Origin of the sequence: Gloeomargarita sp. SRBZ-1_bins_9 (genome assembly GCA_039794565.1) — a bacterium.
Classification (GTDB): domain Bacteria; phylum Cyanobacteriota; class Cyanobacteriia; order Gloeomargaritales; family Gloeomargaritaceae; genus Gloeomargarita.
On record JAUQVX010000004.1, the window covers coordinates 26,238 to 41,883 of the forward strand.

Genomic DNA, 15,646 nt, shown 5'->3' on the forward strand with positions numbered 1-15,646 from the left:
CTAACTTTTGTAGCTGGGAATACGAAATTGCCGCGTCACTGGCGCTATTGTATTGCTCTAGCGTAAGCTATTCCAACCCTCCGATTGACGATCTGGTGTGGTCCCTGTGGGGGCCTTTTTTGTTTCCAGCGCGAATCGGGCCGTTAATTCCCCTGCTGGCAAGGGGGGACCTACCCAATAGCCCTGTAAGCCATCACAACCCCAATCCTGGAGAAGGTGAGCCTGTTGTTGCGTTTCCACCCCAACGGCAATGGTGCACATGCCTAAACTCTGGGCCAACAGGACCGTGGCCTGCACCAGCAGTTGCGCGTGGGTTAGTTTGGTCAAGGGGGCGATGATGGCCGGATGGAACTTCAACGTTTTGACCCAGGATAGGCACCCTTGAGCTGTTGCTCCCCCACCCCAGCCATGGATGCTGAGGCCGATGCCCAGGTCCTGGATGCTTTGCAACCAGCGGGGGTCCGCTTGCATCATGACCTCCTCGTTCATTTCCAACTGCAACTGCTGGGGAGGGAATCCGGCGCCCTTGAGTAGGTCTGCTAAGCGAGCGGCAAAATCGGCCTGCTGGAGGGAACAGGTTGATAAATTGACAAACAGCATCCACTCTGCCGGCCACTGCTGCATTTGGGTCACAGCTGTGGTCAACACCCACCAGTCTAATTCCCCCAGCAGCCCCGCCGCCGCCACATCCCCTAAGAAGGAGTCCGGCGCCAAAATCCCTTGTTGGGGGTGATACCAACGGACCAGCGCCTCCACCCCTAACACCCGCCCATCGGCAACGGTCACCACCGGCTGATAGTGCACTTGCAATTGTCCCTCCGCCAAGGCAGTGCGAATGGCCGAATCGGTAGGGGCGGAACGGTACATGTCCGTCGTAAACACCACCCACTGGGATCGGCCTTGATTTTTCGCTTGGTACATGGCCTTATCCGCATCCTGCAACATTTGCTCCGGGGTTTCGTAGTGGGGATGGCCGTAAACGACACCCATGCTGGCCTGCACGGCAACCATCTGCCCCGCTAGCGTTAGGGGTTGGGCAATGATCTGTTGCAACTGGGTCAAGCGGCCGGGCAACTGTTCAGGGGTCAAAGCATGGAGGATCAGGGCAAACTCATCCCCCCCGAGACGGGCCACCATATCCCCTGTCGGTAGGGCAGACTGCAACCGCCGGGCAATGGTGACGAGTAATTCATCGCCATACAAATGCCCCAGGCGGTCATTAATTTCCTTGAAGCGGTCGAGGTCCAGGAAAACTAGGACAAAGGGTGGATACCTCCCCTGTTGGCAGTGGGCCAGGGCCTGGAGCAGGCGTTCCAAAAACAACCGGCGATTGGGCAAACCTGTGAGCGGATCATGGAACGCCTTGTGTAGCAGTTGCACTTCGACTAATTTTTTCTCGGTGATGTCCCGGCCAATCCCCTGGATTTCCTGCAACCCTCCTTGACCATCGAAAAAACCCTGTACTGTCCATTCGTACCACTGCTCCGGCAGACCCACCAGCCGACATTCCAGGGTGAAGGTAGGCCGATCGGGGGTTAACGACCGCAAGTGGGCTAAAAACCGTTGTTGGTCTTCTGCACAAAATGGGTGGACAAAGGGGCGGTGCAATAACTGGGCTTCGCTGCGTCCGGCATAGCGACAAAAGGCCGGATTGACAAAAGTTAACTCCCCATCTGCCCTGGCCCGATAAATCAACTCCGTTTGATGGGTCACCACCGTGCGCAGGCATTCTTCCCTAGCTTGCAGCGTCTGGAGCAGATGCATTTGATCGGTGATATCCAGGGATACTCCCACCACCCGCGCCGGTTGTCCCTCGCCGTCACGCAATAACTGACTGATGGACTGCAACCACCGCCAGTTACCATCAGCGGTGCGCACCCGGTACCGCTCCTTGGCCTTATCTCGCTCCCCCCGCAAATACTGCTGCCGAATGCGAAGCAGCTGGGGCAGGTCCTCAGGATGAACCAGCTGCAGGGGCGCTGAACCGGTTAATCGCATGGTCTGGGGTTCGTCAGGGGGGTACAAACCAGGGTCATGGGTGTAACGGGTAATTTCCATGATGTCCTTGGCTACATCCCACTCCCAGATGAGGAGTCCCGCCGTCTGGGCCGCTAGTTTCAAGCGGGTTTCACTTTCCTGGAGGGATTGCTGGGCCACCACCTGATCCGTCAAGTCCACCAGTTGGGACAAGAACAGGAGGGGTCTCCCAGCCGAGTCCCGAGCAATGGCCACCTTACTCAGGCGAATGTAGCGCAGGTCCTGGGACGGCAGTTGCAGGCGCAGTTCCAGGGTCAGCTGGGGAATTTTGCCGGCCAACAAACGGTTATTAGCGGTGACATACCATACCGCCCCCGATCCTCAGGATGGATAAAGTGAACGCACTCCTCCGACAGCAGCGACGCGGTATCTTGGCGGAGCAATTGCCCCATCGCCGCATTCACCCGCAGAAAGCGCCCCTCCGTGTCTGTGATGGACATGGGGATGGGGGAACGCTCAAAAGCCAACTGGAACTGCTCCAGACTCTGGCGCAACGCCCGGTTAATTCGCCACTTTTCCGTCACATCCTGGACCGTTATGTACAGCAGCCGCTGACCTCGGATCACCAGGGCTTGACCGTAGCAGGCCAGATGCAGTAATCCGCCGTCCCGGTGCCACACCCGCAACTCCTCGGGGACCCGGTCCACACATCCCTGTATCCAGCGCTGGTAGGCTCGGCGTAGCTTGCGACGGTCGGCCGCATGGACCAAACGCAGCAAACCTTTAGGCGATAGGCGGAGCAATTCCGTCCGGCTGTAACCCAGGATGTGGCACAGGGCCGTATTCACCAACCGCACCCGCCGGTCCTGAAAAATAGCCATCCCCAGGGGTACCGCTTCCAAGAAAACCTGGTCATCGTTTTTGGGCCGCACCGCACTTTGCAGTAACCGTCGCCCCTGCCAGGTCAACACCCGCGCCGTAATTTCCACAGGGATCACCTGTCCATCCCGTCGTTGCATCCGCGCCGATACTGCCATAGTCCCCCCGGCCTGCACCCACTGGCAGAAATCACGCTGGGCCGTCGCCTGTTCCCAGGGGGGATGACACTCCCACTGGCAACGGCCTATCAGCTCCGCCGGGGGATAGCCCAGTAACGCCTCCAGCTGGGGATTGACCTCCAGAATTTCCCCCGTCTGGGCATCACTGAGCAAAATCCCATCGCTGGCCGACGCGAACAGATGCCGGTATTTCGCCTCAGTTTCCCCCAACGCCCGTCTCAGGTGCCATTGCCGCAGCGCTTGGGCCACCGCGGTCCCCACCGAAGCCAGTAGGTGAGCTTCCGTTGTCTGCCACTGGCGCACCTGGACGCAATCGTCAAACCCGATGAACCCGTACAACTCTTCACCCGCTAGCAGGGGCACCACCAGGATACTCACAATGCCCTGCATCGCCAGACAGTCCCGCTCCGGTGGGGGGAAATCGGCCACAGCGCCGTAAATTGCCTGCCCCCGCTGTAGGGTCGCCAGCCAGTGGTCAAAGCCATTAGCCCGGTAATCAAAATTCTGTAACTGGGCATTATGGCGCTCTGGCTTGATTCCCGGCGCGCACCATTCCGCCACCTGGGATGCCAGCACCTGTCCCTGGCCCCCCCAATGATGCTCAAAAATATACACCCGTGACACCCCCACCGTTTCCCCCAGCACCTGGAGAATGGGGTCATACAAAAGGCGGGGGTTTTCGGCAGCCAGCAACCAATTTTGGATTTGGACAATGGCCCGTAATGCCGCTTCCGAGGACTGGTGGTGCATCAGGGGGAGGGCTAGACCTTGTCAACCGTTATTGGTTGCACGATAGCACAGACGGATACTGCCCGGCCTTAATCGCTCAACCCTGGCAGGTACACCCGGTGACCGGCAGCCCTGAGGGTTAACTCCTGGCGCGCCAATTCCAAATCATGTTCCACCATCATCCGCACCAGTTGGGGAAACGTGCAGCGCGGTTGCCAGCCCAATCTCTCCCGGGCCTTGGTGGCATCCCCCAACAGGTGGTCCACCTCCGTTGGCCGGAAATACCGGGTGTCAATTTTGACATAATCCCGCCAGTCCAGCCCCACCAGGCCAAAGGCCGCTTCTAAAAACTCCTGCACCGAATGGGCTTCCCCCGTGGCAATCACGTAGTCATCCGGCTCCGGCTGCTGCAACATCAGCCACATGGCCTCTACGTAGTCCCCCGCAAACCCCCAGTCTCGCTTGGCCGCCAAATTGCCCAAATACAACGCCTGTTGCAACCCCACCTTGATCCGCCCCACCGCCCGGGTAATTTTGCGCGTTACGAAGGTTTCCCCCCGGCGCGGGCTTTCGTGGTTAAACAAAATGCCATTGCAAATAAACATCCCGTAGGCCTCCCGGTAGTTGACGCAGAACCAGTAGGCCGCCACCTTGGCCACGGCGTAGGGACTACGGGGATAAAACGGCGTTTTTTCATGCTGCGGCGGTGGCGAGGCCCCGAACATTTCCGACGAACCCGCCTGGTAAAACTTCACCCGTCGCCCTGAGGTCTGCTCGTAGTCCCGCACCGCCTCCAGCAGACGCAACGTACCCGTGGCCACCGCATCCGCCGTGTACTCCGGTTGGGCAAACGACACCTTCACGTGGGATTGTGCCCCCAAGTTGTAGACCTCATCGGGCTGGACCAGCTCCAACACGCGGCGTAGGCCCGTGCCATCCGTCAAATCCCCGTAGTGCAAAAACAGGCGCGCCTGGGGGTCATGGGGGTCCCGATACAGATGGTCAATCCGGCTGGTGTTAAAAAGGGACGCCCGCCGGACAATCCCATGCACCACATAGCCCTTCTGGAGCAAAAACTCCGCCAGGTAAGAACCATCCTGACCCGTAATCCCCGTAATCAGCGCTTTTTTCATCCCCTGCTAGTACTGCGGCACAGTCGGGTCAATCTCCCGGCTCCAGGCCAGAATCCCGCCTTTGACGTTCATCCCCACCCGGCCCGTTTTTTGCTTGATCAAATGCAGGGCCTTCAAGGACCGACCACCCGACTTGCAATGCACCACCAATTGCTGGTCCTCCCGCCACAGTTGCAGCAGTTTTTCCAAACCCGGCCCCTGCTCCAACTCTGACAAGGGAATCAACACCGATCCGTCAATGTGGGCCACCTCGTACTCGCCGGGGTTGCGCACATCCACCAGCAAGGTCCGCTCCGGTTGGGTAGTCAACAACCTGTGCAGCTCCTGCACCGTGATTTCCGGGATTTCTGCCTGCATCTGTTGGGTTTGCTGCCGCGCCTGGGTCACCCCACAAAACTGCTCATAGTCTATCAATTCTTTAATCACCGGGCGGTGGGGATGGGGCCGCAGCTTCAACTCCCGAAACTTCATCTTTAGGGCATCGTAAATCAGCAAGCGCCCGCTCAGGGTCTCCCCGATCCCTAGGATGATTTTGAGCACCTCCGTCGCCTGCAGCGCCCCAATCACCCCCGGGAGCACCCCCAAAACCCCCCCTTCGGCGCAAGAGGGCACATCCCCTGGCGGCGGCGGTTCGGGGAACAAATCCCGGTAGGTCGGCCCCCCCTGGTAGTTAAACACCGACACCTGCCCCTCAAACCACAAAATCGAACCGTACACAAACGGTTTGTTCAGCAGGGTGCAGGCATCGTTGATCAAATAGCGGGTGGGGAAATTATCCGTCCCGTCCACCACCACGTCGTAGGGGCGAATAATGTCCAAGGCGTTGGCAGCCGTCAGTTGGGTTTCATACAGGTCCACCTGGCAATGGGGATTGAGCTGGGCGATGCGGTCTTTGGCCGACTGGGCCTTGGACTGCCCCACCCGGTCCACGCTGTGAATAATCTGCCGCTGGAGGTTGGAAATGTCCACCGTATCGAAATCCACAATACCGATCCGGCCAATACCGGCTGCCGCCAAGTACAACAGCACCGGCGAACCCAGACCCCCCGTCCCCACACACAACACCTTGGCTGCCTTCAGTTTCTTCTGCCCAGCCACCCCCACCCCCGGCAACAACAGGTGTCGCGAATACCGTTCGTATTCTGCCTGGGTCAGTTCCACGGTCATCCCTTGCCCACCACCAACGCGCCAATTTTCATAGGATAAATCAACGGGTCAAATAGGCCAAGCCCACCAGCACCCCTAGCAATCCCAGACTGGTTAAGGTAAAGTGCCATAGGGACTTACGCCCTTGGCGCACCATATTCCGCATCGCCAACCGTACATAACTGGGGGGACGCTTTTCCACCATAGAACCCAGGGTACGTTATCGCCTCGTCCTTTCCAGTCTAGCCTAGCCGGGCATTATTAAGAATTACAAAGCCCCTGTCATTCCATCTCGGGTTCGTTACAATTTGAGGTAACTCGGTGGGGGAGCGACTCGATGGAGACGCTAGAGTTTGTCATTCGCCCGGACGGTCGGGTGGAGGTATGGGTGCAGGGGATTCCCGGTGCAGCCTGTATGCAGGTTTCCCAGGCCATCGAGGAGCAGTTGGGGGTCGTCACCCAGCGGGAATGGACGGCGGAGTATTTCCAGACGGTCGTCACCCAGCCGCAGCAACAGGATGTCCACGTGCGTTAAAGGTGGTTTTTATGTCTCACTTCAGCACCATCCAAACCAGCCTACGGCAAAAAGAAGCGCTCACAGCGGCCCTCACGCGGTTGGGTTACGCCTATCAAACAGGGCCGTTGCCGGTGCGGGGCTACCGGGGGCAAACCCAGTTGGCGGAGATCGTCATTCCCCAAGCCAACGGCTACGACATTGGGTTTGTGTGGGACGGCCAGCAGTACAACTTGGTGGCGGATTTGCACTACTGGCAACAACCCCTGAGCGTGGAGGGTTTTCTGCGGCAGGTGCGCCAGCAATACGCCTATGAGGTGGTGGTGGCCCAGACCCAGCAACAGGGATTCCAGGTGACGGAAACGCAAAAGCTCAGTGACGGTTCGCTACGGCTGGTGGTGCAACGCTGGGCGGCCTGATGGAACGGACGGGATTCGAGCCAGAACTAGGGGGGCAGTGGCGGCAAAAGGCGGTTTATGTGGATGAGGCCGTCTGTATCGGCTGTAAACATTGTGCCCATGTGGCCCGCAACACCTTCTACATCGAACCGGACTATGGCCGCTCTCGGGTGATCAACCAAGACGGGGACCCGGAATATTTGATTCAAGAAGCGATAGACACTTGCCCGGTGGACTGTATCCATTGGGTGAGCTACCGGGACCTGCAACGGCTAGAGGCAGCCCGCGCTCAGCAAAAGCTTTTACCGGTAGGCTACCCCCGGGCCATGCAACGGAGCGCCAGCTAAAGTTCGATGCGGGGGTCGAGTAGGGCAGTAACCAGGTCCACGGCGATGCTGAGCACCACCACCACCACGCCCAGAAACACCACAATACCCTGCACAGTGGGATAATCCCGTAGGTTAATGGCTTCGTAGAGACGTTGGGCCAGCCCCGGCCAGGAGAAGGTTACTTCGGTGACGATGGCCCCCCCCAACAGGGACGCCAGGGTCAATCCCAGCAGAGCTACCACCGGAATCAGAGCGTTAGGTACCACATGGCGTTGGAAAATCCGGTGCTGGGGAATGCCCCGCGCCCGTGCCGCCTCCACGTAATCCCCTTGCCAACTTGCTCGCACCTGCACCCGCATCATCCGTTCCAGGACACCGCTGATGACTATCCCCAATGTCAGGGCTGGTAAGGCCAGGTGATGCAGCGCCAGGCCCAGTTGTCGCCAGTTCCCCGCCAGCAGACTATCGAGGATGTACAACCCGGTGGGGCCAGCCGGTGGTGCTTCCTGCACCGGAAACCGTGTTCCTAGGGGAAACCACCCCCAGGCCACGCTCAGCCCTAGTTGCAACAGCATCCCCAACCAGAACAGGGGCACGGCATAGCTAATGATGCTAAACAACTTGCCGCCGATGGCCAGGGGACTGCCCGGTGCACTGCTGCCCGTCACCACCCCCAACCCCAAACCGATGACCATGGCCACCAGAAAGCCAGCTAGGGCCAGTTCCACCGTCGCCGGCAAATAGGCAGCGATAATATCGGTCACCGGTCGGCCCGGTTCGCTCAAGGAGGTGCCCAGATCGCCCCGCAACAGTTGCCCCAGATAGCGCAGGTATTGCACCGCTAAGGGTTGGTCCAGACCCAACTGCACCCGCAAGGCCTCCTTCACCACCGCCGGCGCCCGCCCGCCGTAAATGGCATCCACCGGGTCCCCAGGCGTAGCCCGCAGCAGCAGAAACACCACCGTCACCACCGTCCAGAGCATCAGCGGTGCCAACAACAGACGCAAAAGTAAGTAATCGCGCAAACGTTGCCAGCGCCCCACAGTTGTCCCCTCCAGCCGTCACAATAGAAAAATAGTGCACGGATGCACCTGCAAACCATGACCAACTGGGCCGATCAAATCCGGTTGATTGACGAAAACCTGTCCAAACGGCACCTCGACCTCGACCCGGCGGGTTATTTCATTATCTACATAGACCCCCAAGAAGGCTACATTTACGCCAAGTGGTTTACGAATGTGATCAACGAGCGGGGTTTAGCGGTGGACCCGGAGACCGGCAAACCCATTCCGGCGCGGGGAGGACCACCCCGTCAACCTGCCCACGTCTTTCGCGGCCGCACCGCCAAGGAACTCTGCGTCCAGATTTTTGAGCAATGCACGGAGTTTCAGCCGGTGAGCCAACTCAGCCACGCGGCATACCTCGGGCGGGAACTGATGCGGGCAGAGATGGCCCTGGTGCAGGGCAAACCCTATGTCCAGGACTGACCCGCAGATTCTACTCACCAACGACGACGGCATTGATGCGCCAGGGTTACAGGTGTTGCGGCAGGTTTTGCCCCAGGCGCTGGTGGCGGCTCCCGTGCAGGAGTGGTCCGGTTGTGGGCATCAGATCACGACGCGACAACCCATTCCCGTCAGCCAACCCCAGCCCCACTGTTATGCCGTCCAGGGCACCCCCGTGGACTGCGTGCGCTTGGCCCTGGCCCACTGGCAACCCCAAACCAAGTGGGTGATCGCTGGCATCAACCAGGGCGCCAACTTGGGGGTGGACATCTACGCCTCGGGGACCGTAGCCGCCGTGCGCGAAGCCGCCTTGCATCGGATTCCGGCCATTGCCCTATCCCAGTACCAACGGCGGGGGCAACCGGTGGACTGGGAACGCACCCGGCACTGGTTAGAGCAAGTCTTGACCCTACTGCTCCAGAAACCCGAACCCGGCAGTTTTTGGAACGTCAACTTTCCCCACCTCGACGCCGACAGCCCCGAGCCGGAGATGGTGTTTTGTTCCCCCTGTACCCAGCCGTTGCCCATCCAGTACGCCCTCACCCCGACCGGTTACCTCTACCAGGGGGTGTACCACCAGCGCCCCAGCGACCCCTGTAGCGACGTGGCCGTGTGTTTAGGGGGCCAGATTGCCATCAGCCAAATACGGGTGTGCTAACTGCTCCAGTGCACCAATCCCAATTCAAAGGGGTCGCTCATGTCCGGGTGTCGCGGCAGGATGCGCACGGCAAACCCCTGCAACCCACTACTGCCATAGCGCACCTCGCCCCGGTAGCAACAACTCCCATCCGCCTGCCGGTCCTGGTAGGTCATGGGGGTGACCTCACCAACGGGAATTAGCCCGCTATCATCCACCGTTCCCTGGTAGAGCTGCACCTGCACCTCCTCCGGTTGCAACACCCCCAGGTCAAGGCGCACCGTGACGGCAATCGGTTCGTTGACCCGCACCTCCTTGGGCGCTTCCGCCACTACCTCCAAAATCTTGATGTCGTACCAGTGCTGGAAAACCCGGGCCTTCCAAGCCGCCAGCGCCTTAGCCTTAGCGTAGTTTTGCTCCGCCAGCTGATACCCCCGGTCGCTCACCGGGAAATAGGCCCGTTCCGCGTACTCCCGCACCATGCGCTCCGTGTTGAACCGGGGAGTATTCAGGCGAATCGCCGCCTTCATCTTGGCTATCCACTCCCGGGGTAAACCCTCCTGGTCCCGTTGGTAGTAAAGCGGCACCACATCCTCCTCCAGGATTTGATACAGGGCGTTAGCTTCGATTTCGTCCTGTAGGGCCGTATCGGCGTATTCCTCACCGCGACCGATGGGCCAGCCAGTGTTAACGTAATCCGCCTCCGCCCACCACCCGTCGAGCGTGCTCAGGCTGGGGACCCCGTTCATAGCCGCCTTCATGCCACTAGTGCCGGACGCCTCCCGCGGTCGTCGGGGCGTGTTCAACCAGACATCGCACCCCGCCACCATCAACCGGGCCAGGTGAATGTCGTAGTTGGGGACAAACACGATTTGCCGCTCCAGGCCGTGTTCTTTGGCAAAGTGCACAATGGCGCGGATCATCTCCTTGCCGGGGTGGTCCTTGGGGTGGGCTTTACCGGCAAAGATAAACTGGATGGAGCGCTGCCGGTCTGAAAGCAACTTGAGCAACCGTTCAGGCGACTGCAGCAACAACGTAGCCCGCTTGTAGGTGGCAAACCGCCGGGCAAAACCAATCGTCAGCGCTTCCGGGTCCAGCACCTCCCGGGTTTTGCGGATTTCTGCCTGGGAAGCCCCCCGTTCCTCCAGCGCCCGCCGCAACCGCTCCCGGATGTGCAGGATCATCTGCATCTTGGCCCGGTCATGGATGCGCCAGAGTTCCTCGTCGGGGATGGTATCTATCCGCTGCCATTCCGGGGCATCCGCCGACAAGGCCCACCAGTCCGGTCCGATATAGCGCTGGTAGAGATTTTGCATAACCGGGGCGACGCAACTGCGGGCATGCACCCCGTTGGTAATGGCGTGAATCGGCACCTCGTGCTGGGGCGTCGGTCCCCACAACGAACCGAACATCTGGCGGCTGACCCGGGCGTGCAGTTGACTCACCCCATTGACAAAGCCGGCCATGCGAATCGCGAAGATGGCCATGTTGAAGGGGGCTTGAAAATCCCCCGTGTGTTCCCGCCCCAAAGAAAGAAACTCCTGCTCCGACAGACCCAAAATTTCCCGGTAGCGCCCGAGGTAATACAGGATTTTGTCCGGGGGAAACAGGTCAATGCCTGCCGGCACCGGTGTGTGGGTGGTAAAGACCTGGCTGGCGCGCACCGCCTCCTTCGCTGCAGCAAAATCCAACCCCTGTTCCTCCACCAGTTCCCGCATCCGTTCCAGGGACAAAAAGGCCGAGTGTCCCTCGTTCATGTGATAGACCGAAGGTCGCAGCCCCAACGCCCGCAGCGCCTTGACCCCCCCAATCCCCAACAGGATTTCCTGGTGGATGCGCACGTCAATATCACCGCCATAGAGCTGGTCCGTGATGTCCTGGTCGTAGGGATTATTGGGGGGAATGTTGGTATCGAGCAAATACAGGGGCACCCGACCAATATCCACCCGCCAAATTCGGGCATAGACCACCCGTTGGGGAAAAATCACCTCAATACGCAACTCCGACCCATCCGGGCGACGCTCCAGCTGCAGCGGCAAATTGTAGAAGTCATTGATGGGGTAACGCTCCTGTTGCCAGCCATCCGGGGTGAGATATTGCTGGAAATAGCCCTGCTGGTAGAGCAACCCTACCCCCACCAAAGGCAGTCCCAGGTCACTAGCGGACTTGAGATGGTCCCCCGCCAGCACCCCCAACCCCCCCGAGTAAATTGGCAGCGCCGTCGTCAAGCCAAATTCCGCCGAAAAGTAGGCATAGCAATCCTTGGGGTGGCCGCGTTGACGCTCATACCAGGTACGTTCCCGCCGATAGCCCTCGAACTCCTGCTGTGCCCGTTCCAAGTGGGCCAAAAACCCATCATCCTGGGCCGCCGCCTGCAACCGCTCCTGGCTAATCGTCCCCAACATCAACACCGGGTTATAGCGGCTGCTTTCCCACAGTTCCGGGTCCAACCGACGAAACAATTCCTTGACCTCATCGCTCCAGTCCCAGTACAGGTTGTAGGCCAAGGCCCGCAATGGTTCCAGCACCGGCGGCAAACTCGGCGAAACCTTAAACGTGCGAACAGGACGCATGGTTGTTCCACCCGCGCGCGACTGCTTTTAGTCTAGCCAGCCCCCGTCAAGACCGCCCGATTTTTAAGACCCCCTTTAGACCCAGCGCCCCGAAAAACAGCAGCGTTTGGGCCAAGACAATACAGCCCCCCGTGGACGCATCCAGGTAATAGCTGGTGTAGGTTCCGAGAACACTGGCGGCCACCCCAACCCCCATTGCCCCCAGCACCATAGCGTCAAACCCTCTAGTCACCAGAGCCGCCGTCGCCCCCGGCGTTACCAACATCGCCACCACCAGCACCACCCCCACCGCCTGCATCGCCACCACAATCGTCAGCGCCAACAGCGTCAGCAACAGGTACTGCAGCCGCTCCACCTGTAGGCCAATGGTGCGGGCATAAACCGGGTCAAAACAGCACAGCAACAAATCCCGCCGACGCGCCAGCACGATCCCCAGCGTGACCCCACCGATGACCACCGTCTGCCAGACCTGAGCCGCCCCCATCCCCAGCAGGTTGCCAAACAAAACGTGTTGCAACTCCACCGACCCCGGTGTGCGGGAAACCAGCACCAGCCCCAGGGCAAAAAACCCCGTAAACACCACCCCAATCACCGTGTCTTCCCTAAGCCGCGTGTGTTGTTGCAGCCAGCCCATCAGCCAGACCGCCCCCAGGCCAAACCCCAGCGCCCCCAGCACCAGCGGCCAGCGCAATCCATAGGCCAGGACAATCCCCGGCGTCACCGCATGGCTCACCGCATCCCCCAACAGCGCCCACCCCCGCACCGTCACCAAACAGGACAAAGCCCCGCACACCAGCCCCACCAGCGCCCCCACCGCCAGGGCCTGCACCATGAAGTCATACCGCCAAGGTTCCAGCAACCACTGCCCCACAGCTAGGCCGCCCATAGGCTCTCCCACACCGGTTGGAGATCGGTTGGCGTCCCATCGGCCAGGACCGTCTGTTGGAGCAGCACCACCCGGTCACAGAGTGCCGCCACCATGGGCCTATCATGACTGGCGATCAGGACCGTTTGGCCCCGGTGTCGCCCTTGCCGCAGCCACTGCACCAGCACCCGTTCCGTCGGCCCATCCACCCCGTTAAACGGCTCATCCAAAAGTAGAACCGGGGCCTGTTGCGCCAACGCCCTCGCCAGAAAAACCCGTTTGCGTTGTCCCCCCGACAGTTCCGCAAGGGGCCGGTGCCGCCATGCCCACAACCCCACCTGCTGCAAACTAGCTTGCACCACTTGGCGGTCCCGGGGGCCTAGCAGGCGTAGCCCGTTTAGGTGGCCGTAGCGCCCCATCATCACCACCTCCTGCACCGTCAGCGGGCAAGGCCCATCCACCGGTTCCGTTTGGGGAACATAAGCCAGCCAACCCCGCTTTTGCACCACCTCCACCGGCATCCCCCCAACCCGCACCTGCCCCCGCCAGGGTGACACCAATCCCCCAATCGCTTTCAGCAGGGTGGACTTTCCCCCCCCATTTGGCCCCACCAACCCCAGCACCACCCCCGGCGGCACCCGTAAATGCACATCCCGCAGGGCCAAGTGGTTGCCATAGGTCACCGTCACGCCATCCAGGACAATCATGGGCTGTTCTCCAGCGACACAGCAAAACCCTCGGCAATCGTGCGCAGGTTATGGGCCAGCAATTCCAGGTAAGTGGGGGCCGGCCCATTCGGCGGCGTCAAAGAATCCACGAATAAAATCCCCCCAAAACGCGCCCCCGTTGCCCGCGCCACCTGCTGTTGCACCTGAGGATTCACCGTACTTTCACAAAACACCACCGGGATTTGCCGCGCCCGCACCTGGTCTATCACCCGGCCAATGTGTTGAGGCGTGCCCTCCTGATCGGCGTTGCTTGCCCACAGATACAGGTGCTGCCAGCCATAGTCCCGCGCCCAGTAGTAAAACGCCCCCTCGCAGGTCACCAAATACCGCTGCTGGGGAGAAATCACCGCCGTCAACTGCTGAAACTTTTGGTCAAAGGCCCGAAACTGCTGCTGCAACCGCTGAGCATTTTGCTGATACCAAGGGGCGTTCGCCGGGTCTATTTGACTCAGGGCCTGGCGGATGTTTTCCACATAAACCTCGGCCAGTCGGGGGGAGAGCCAAGCATGGGGGTCCGGCTGGTCCGGTGCCAGGAAAATCGGGGTAATGCCGGCGCTGACCGTGACCCGGGGCACCGACCGTAACGGCTGGTCTAACCGCTGCACCCACCGCTCCAGACCCAACCCGTTTTCCAGGATCAACCGCGCCTGCTGTAGCCGGGCCATCCCCCGCGGCGTCGGTTCGTAGCCGTGAATCTCCACCCCCGGCGGCACTAGGGATTCCACCCGCACCCGCTCCCCCCCCACCTGCTGGGCCATATCCGCCACAATGGTGAACGTCGCCACCACCAAGCGTTCCTGAGCTGCCGGCGCCCCGCATCCCGCCACCCCCACCAACACCCATAACCCCACTAACCCAGCCAGCCGTCGCATCCCCTTTCATAATCCTTTCATGATTCCCAGTCTACCACAAGTCAGCGCTATTTTTCACAATCCTTTCATGATTTGGGGCGGGGGGAGAGCGGGCTAGAATGGGAGGGTGGCGATGGGAGTGGCATGGTCAACTATCTCATTTTTTTGGCCTTGAACACGGGGATTTTTGCCCTGTTTAGTTTGGGGTTGAATTTGCAGTGGGGGGTAACAGGGCTAATTAATTTCGGCCATGTGGCGTTTATGACCCTAGGGGCCTATGCCACGGTGTTGTTGACCTTGCAGGGGGTAGCCTGGTTTTGGGCGATGGTTGTCGGGATCGGGTTGGCCAGTCTGTTGGCTCTCATCCTGGGATTGACGACCCTGCGGTTGCGGGAAGACTACTTAGCGATTCTCACCATTGGTGTGTCGGAACTGCTGCGTTTGGTGGCCCTCAACGAGCAGTGGTTGACCCGGGGGCCCCTGGGGTTATTCAGCTATCCGTTGCCCTGGCAAGGGGAGTGGAGTCGTTGGCTGGCGGTGGTGCTCTGGACGGTGCTGTTTGGCGTGAGCTTGCGGCAACTGAGCTATGGCTGGCGGGTGCCTTTACGCTTGCAGCGGGCCTTGGCCGGGACGGCGATGGCGTTGGTGATAGCGCTCTATGGGGCGGGCTTGGTGGCTTTGGCTCAGGGGGACTACAAGGTGCGGTTGCTGGTGTTGTTGGCAGCGGCCCTGGTCGGGACGTTTCTGTTGCTGGAGCGGTTGAGCCATTCCCCCTGGGGCCGTCTGCTCAAGGGGATTCGCGAAGACGAAGTGGCGGTACAGGCCCTGGGCAAAAACGTCTTCATCTACAAGCTCCACAGTTTGGTGTTGGGGGGAATGATTGGGGGCTTGAGCGGTGCCTTCTATGCTTGGCAGTTGACCTTTATCAACCCAGAATCCTTCGTGCCCTTGATCACGTTTCAGGCCTGGATGATTGTGATTATTGGGGGGGGTGGCAACCACGCCGGGACGTTACTGGGGGCCTTGATTTTTTGGCTGTACGACTCAGTGACCCGTTTTGTGCTGCCGGTGCTGCTGCCGTTGGATGGGGCGCGCCTGGGGGCATTGCGGGTGATGGTCATCGGGTTGCTGCTGATTCTGGTGCTGGTGTGGCGACCCCAGGGGCTGCTGGGGAAAAAAGAAGAGCTGATTCTCCATTGAACA

At 60.1% G+C, this 15,646-nt stretch carries 16 protein-coding genes; 6 read left to right on the top strand and 10 right to left on the bottom strand.

Annotated features, from left to right (window positions below; translation table 11 throughout):
* Nucleotides 1-57 precede the first annotated feature (57 nt).
* From Q6L55_05435 to Q6L55_05455, 5 genes are all read right to left on the bottom strand, one after another.
* Nucleotides 58-2,316 carry an EAL domain-containing protein gene (locus Q6L55_05435; protein ID MEN9258158.1) on the bottom strand — a complete coding sequence of 753 codons (2,259 nt, stop codon included), beginning with the start codon at nucleotides 2,314-2,316 and terminating at the stop codon, nucleotides 58-60.
* On the bottom strand, nucleotides 2,292-3,785 hold the full coding sequence (locus Q6L55_05440; GenBank protein MEN9258159.1) for a PAS domain S-box protein: 1,494 nt from the start codon (nucleotides 3,783-3,785) through the stop codon (nucleotides 2,292-2,294). Before Q6L55_05440 ends, Q6L55_05435 begins: the two co-directional genes overlap by 25 nt.
* Nucleotides 3,786-3,853: 68 nt before the next feature.
* Nucleotides 3,854-4,897 (bottom strand): GDP-mannose 4,6-dehydratase, encoded by a 1,044-nt coding sequence (gmd, locus tag Q6L55_05445; protein MEN9258160.1) that lies wholly within the window; start codon nucleotides 4,895-4,897, stop codon nucleotides 3,854-3,856.
* A gap of 6 nt (nucleotides 4,898-4,903) precedes the next feature.
* Nucleotides 4,904-6,064: a molybdopterin-synthase adenylyltransferase MoeB gene (moeB, locus tag Q6L55_05450; protein ID MEN9258161.1), complete on the bottom strand. Its 1,161-nt coding sequence runs from the start codon at nucleotides 6,062-6,064 to the stop codon at nucleotides 4,904-4,906.
* Between the two features lie 40 nt (nucleotides 6,065-6,104).
* Nucleotides 6,105-6,248 (bottom strand): DUF3285 domain-containing protein, encoded by a 144-nt coding sequence (locus Q6L55_05455; protein ID MEN9258162.1) that lies wholly within the window; start codon nucleotides 6,246-6,248, stop codon nucleotides 6,105-6,107.
* Nucleotides 6,249-6,380: 132 nt separating this feature from the next.
* Here Q6L55_05455 and Q6L55_05460 point away from each other — a divergent pair, with 132 nt between their 5' ends.
* Genes Q6L55_05460 through Q6L55_05470 form a run of 3 tightly spaced genes read left to right on the top strand, consistent with a single transcriptional unit; the run spans nucleotide 6,381 to nucleotide 7,302 of the window.
* Entirely contained in the window at nucleotides 6,381-6,578 is a 198-nt protein-coding gene (locus tag Q6L55_05460) for a DUF2997 domain-containing protein (protein MEN9258163.1), read from the top strand.
* 11 nt (nucleotides 6,579-6,589) lie between these two features.
* The gene (locus Q6L55_05465) at nucleotides 6,590-6,976 is read left to right on the top strand and encodes a DUF1257 domain-containing protein (protein MEN9258164.1); all 387 of its coding nucleotides are present in this window, start codon (nucleotides 6,590-6,592) and stop codon (nucleotides 6,974-6,976) included.
* Nucleotides 6,976-7,302, top strand: coding sequence for a ferredoxin (locus Q6L55_05470; protein MEN9258165.1), 327 nt, complete (start codon nucleotides 6,976-6,978; stop codon nucleotides 7,300-7,302). Before Q6L55_05465 ends, Q6L55_05470 begins: the two co-directional genes overlap by 1 nt.
* On the opposite strand, the gene Q6L55_05475 is transcribed toward Q6L55_05470, so the two are convergent.
* Nucleotides 7,299-8,327, bottom strand: coding sequence for an ABC transporter permease (locus Q6L55_05475; protein ID MEN9258166.1), 1,029 nt, complete (start codon nucleotides 8,325-8,327; stop codon nucleotides 7,299-7,301). The genes Q6L55_05470 and Q6L55_05475 overlap by 4 nt on opposite strands.
* A gap of 57 nt (nucleotides 8,328-8,384) precedes the next feature.
* Here Q6L55_05475 and Q6L55_05480 point away from each other — a divergent pair, with 57 nt between their 5' ends.
* Nucleotides 8,385-8,771: a DUF4346 domain-containing protein gene (locus tag Q6L55_05480; protein ID MEN9258167.1), complete on the top strand. Its 387-nt coding sequence runs from the start codon at nucleotides 8,385-8,387 to the stop codon at nucleotides 8,769-8,771.
* Nucleotides 8,758-9,447: a 5'/3'-nucleotidase SurE gene (surE, locus tag Q6L55_05485; GenBank protein ID MEN9258168.1), complete on the top strand. Its 690-nt coding sequence runs from the start codon at nucleotides 8,758-8,760 to the stop codon at nucleotides 9,445-9,447. Before Q6L55_05480 ends, surE begins: the two co-directional genes overlap by 14 nt.
* On the opposite strand, the gene glgP is transcribed toward surE, so the two are convergent.
* Genes glgP through Q6L55_05505 form a run of 4 tightly spaced genes read right to left on the bottom strand, consistent with a single transcriptional unit; the run spans nucleotide 9,444 to nucleotide 14,464 of the window.
* Complete coding sequence (gene glgP / locus Q6L55_05490) at nucleotides 9,444-11,999, bottom strand: alpha-glucan family phosphorylase (GenBank protein ID MEN9258169.1); 2,556 nt, start codon at nucleotides 11,997-11,999, stop codon at nucleotides 9,444-9,446. The two genes, surE and glgP, sit on opposite strands and share 4 nt — an antisense overlap.
* Nucleotides 12,000-12,045: 46 nt before the next feature.
* Nucleotides 12,046-12,885 (bottom strand): metal ABC transporter permease, encoded by an 840-nt coding sequence (locus tag Q6L55_05495; protein ID MEN9258170.1) that lies wholly within the window; start codon nucleotides 12,883-12,885, stop codon nucleotides 12,046-12,048.
* Nucleotides 12,873-13,571, bottom strand: a complete 699-nt coding sequence (locus tag Q6L55_05500; protein MEN9258171.1) for a metal ABC transporter ATP-binding protein — start codon at nucleotides 13,569-13,571, stop codon at nucleotides 12,873-12,875. Before Q6L55_05500 ends, Q6L55_05495 begins: the two co-directional genes overlap by 13 nt.
* The gene (locus Q6L55_05505) at nucleotides 13,568-14,464 is read right to left on the bottom strand and encodes a metal ABC transporter substrate-binding protein (protein MEN9258172.1); all 897 of its coding nucleotides are present in this window, start codon (nucleotides 14,462-14,464) and stop codon (nucleotides 13,568-13,570) included. Before Q6L55_05505 ends, Q6L55_05500 begins: the two co-directional genes overlap by 4 nt.
* Before the next feature lie 123 nt (nucleotides 14,465-14,587).
* Here Q6L55_05505 and Q6L55_05510 point away from each other — a divergent pair, with 123 nt between their 5' ends.
* Complete coding sequence (locus tag Q6L55_05510; protein MEN9258173.1) at nucleotides 14,588-15,643, top strand: branched-chain amino acid ABC transporter permease; 1,056 nt, start codon at nucleotides 14,588-14,590, stop codon at nucleotides 15,641-15,643.
* The last annotated feature ends 3 nt before the right edge of the window (nucleotides 15,644-15,646 follow it).

Coding starts and splice junctions, on each gene's coding strand:
- Q6L55_05470 (MEN9258165.1), top strand. CDS start 6,976: ATGGAACGGACGGGATTCGAGCCAGAACTAGGGGGGCAGTGGCGGCAA.
- Q6L55_05505 (MEN9258172.1), bottom strand. CDS start 14,464: ATGCGACGGCTGGCTGGGTTAGTGGGGTTATGGGTGTTGGTGGGGGTG.
- Q6L55_05510 (MEN9258173.1), top strand. CDS start 14,588: ATGGTCAACTATCTCATTTTTTTGGCCTTGAACACGGGGATTTTTGCC.
- Q6L55_05440 (MEN9258159.1), bottom strand. CDS start 3,785: ATGCACCACCAGTCCTCGGAAGCGGCATTACGGGCCATTGTCCAAATC.
- Q6L55_05455 (MEN9258162.1), bottom strand. CDS start 6,248: ATGGTGGAAAAGCGTCCCCCCAGTTATGTACGGTTGGCGATGCGGAAT.
- glgP (MEN9258169.1), bottom strand. CDS start 11,999: ATGCGTCCTGTTCGCACGTTTAAGGTTTCGCCGAGTTTGCCGCCGGTG.
- Q6L55_05495 (MEN9258170.1), bottom strand. CDS start 12,885: ATGGGCGGCCTAGCTGTGGGGCAGTGGTTGCTGGAACCTTGGCGGTAT.
- gmd (MEN9258160.1), bottom strand. CDS start 4,897: ATGAAAAAAGCGCTGATTACGGGGATTACGGGTCAGGATGGTTCTTAC.
- surE (MEN9258168.1), top strand. CDS start 8,758: ATGTCCAGGACTGACCCGCAGATTCTACTCACCAACGACGACGGCATT.
- Q6L55_05465 (MEN9258164.1), top strand. CDS start 6,590: ATGTCTCACTTCAGCACCATCCAAACCAGCCTACGGCAAAAAGAAGCG.
- Q6L55_05480 (MEN9258167.1), top strand. CDS start 8,385: ATGACCAACTGGGCCGATCAAATCCGGTTGATTGACGAAAACCTGTCC.
- moeB (MEN9258161.1), bottom strand. CDS start 6,064: ATGACCGTGGAACTGACCCAGGCAGAATACGAACGGTATTCGCGACAC.
- Q6L55_05460 (MEN9258163.1), top strand. CDS start 6,381: ATGGAGACGCTAGAGTTTGTCATTCGCCCGGACGGTCGGGTGGAGGTA.
- Q6L55_05500 (MEN9258171.1), bottom strand. CDS start 13,571: ATGATTGTCCTGGATGGCGTGACGGTGACCTATGGCAACCACTTGGCC.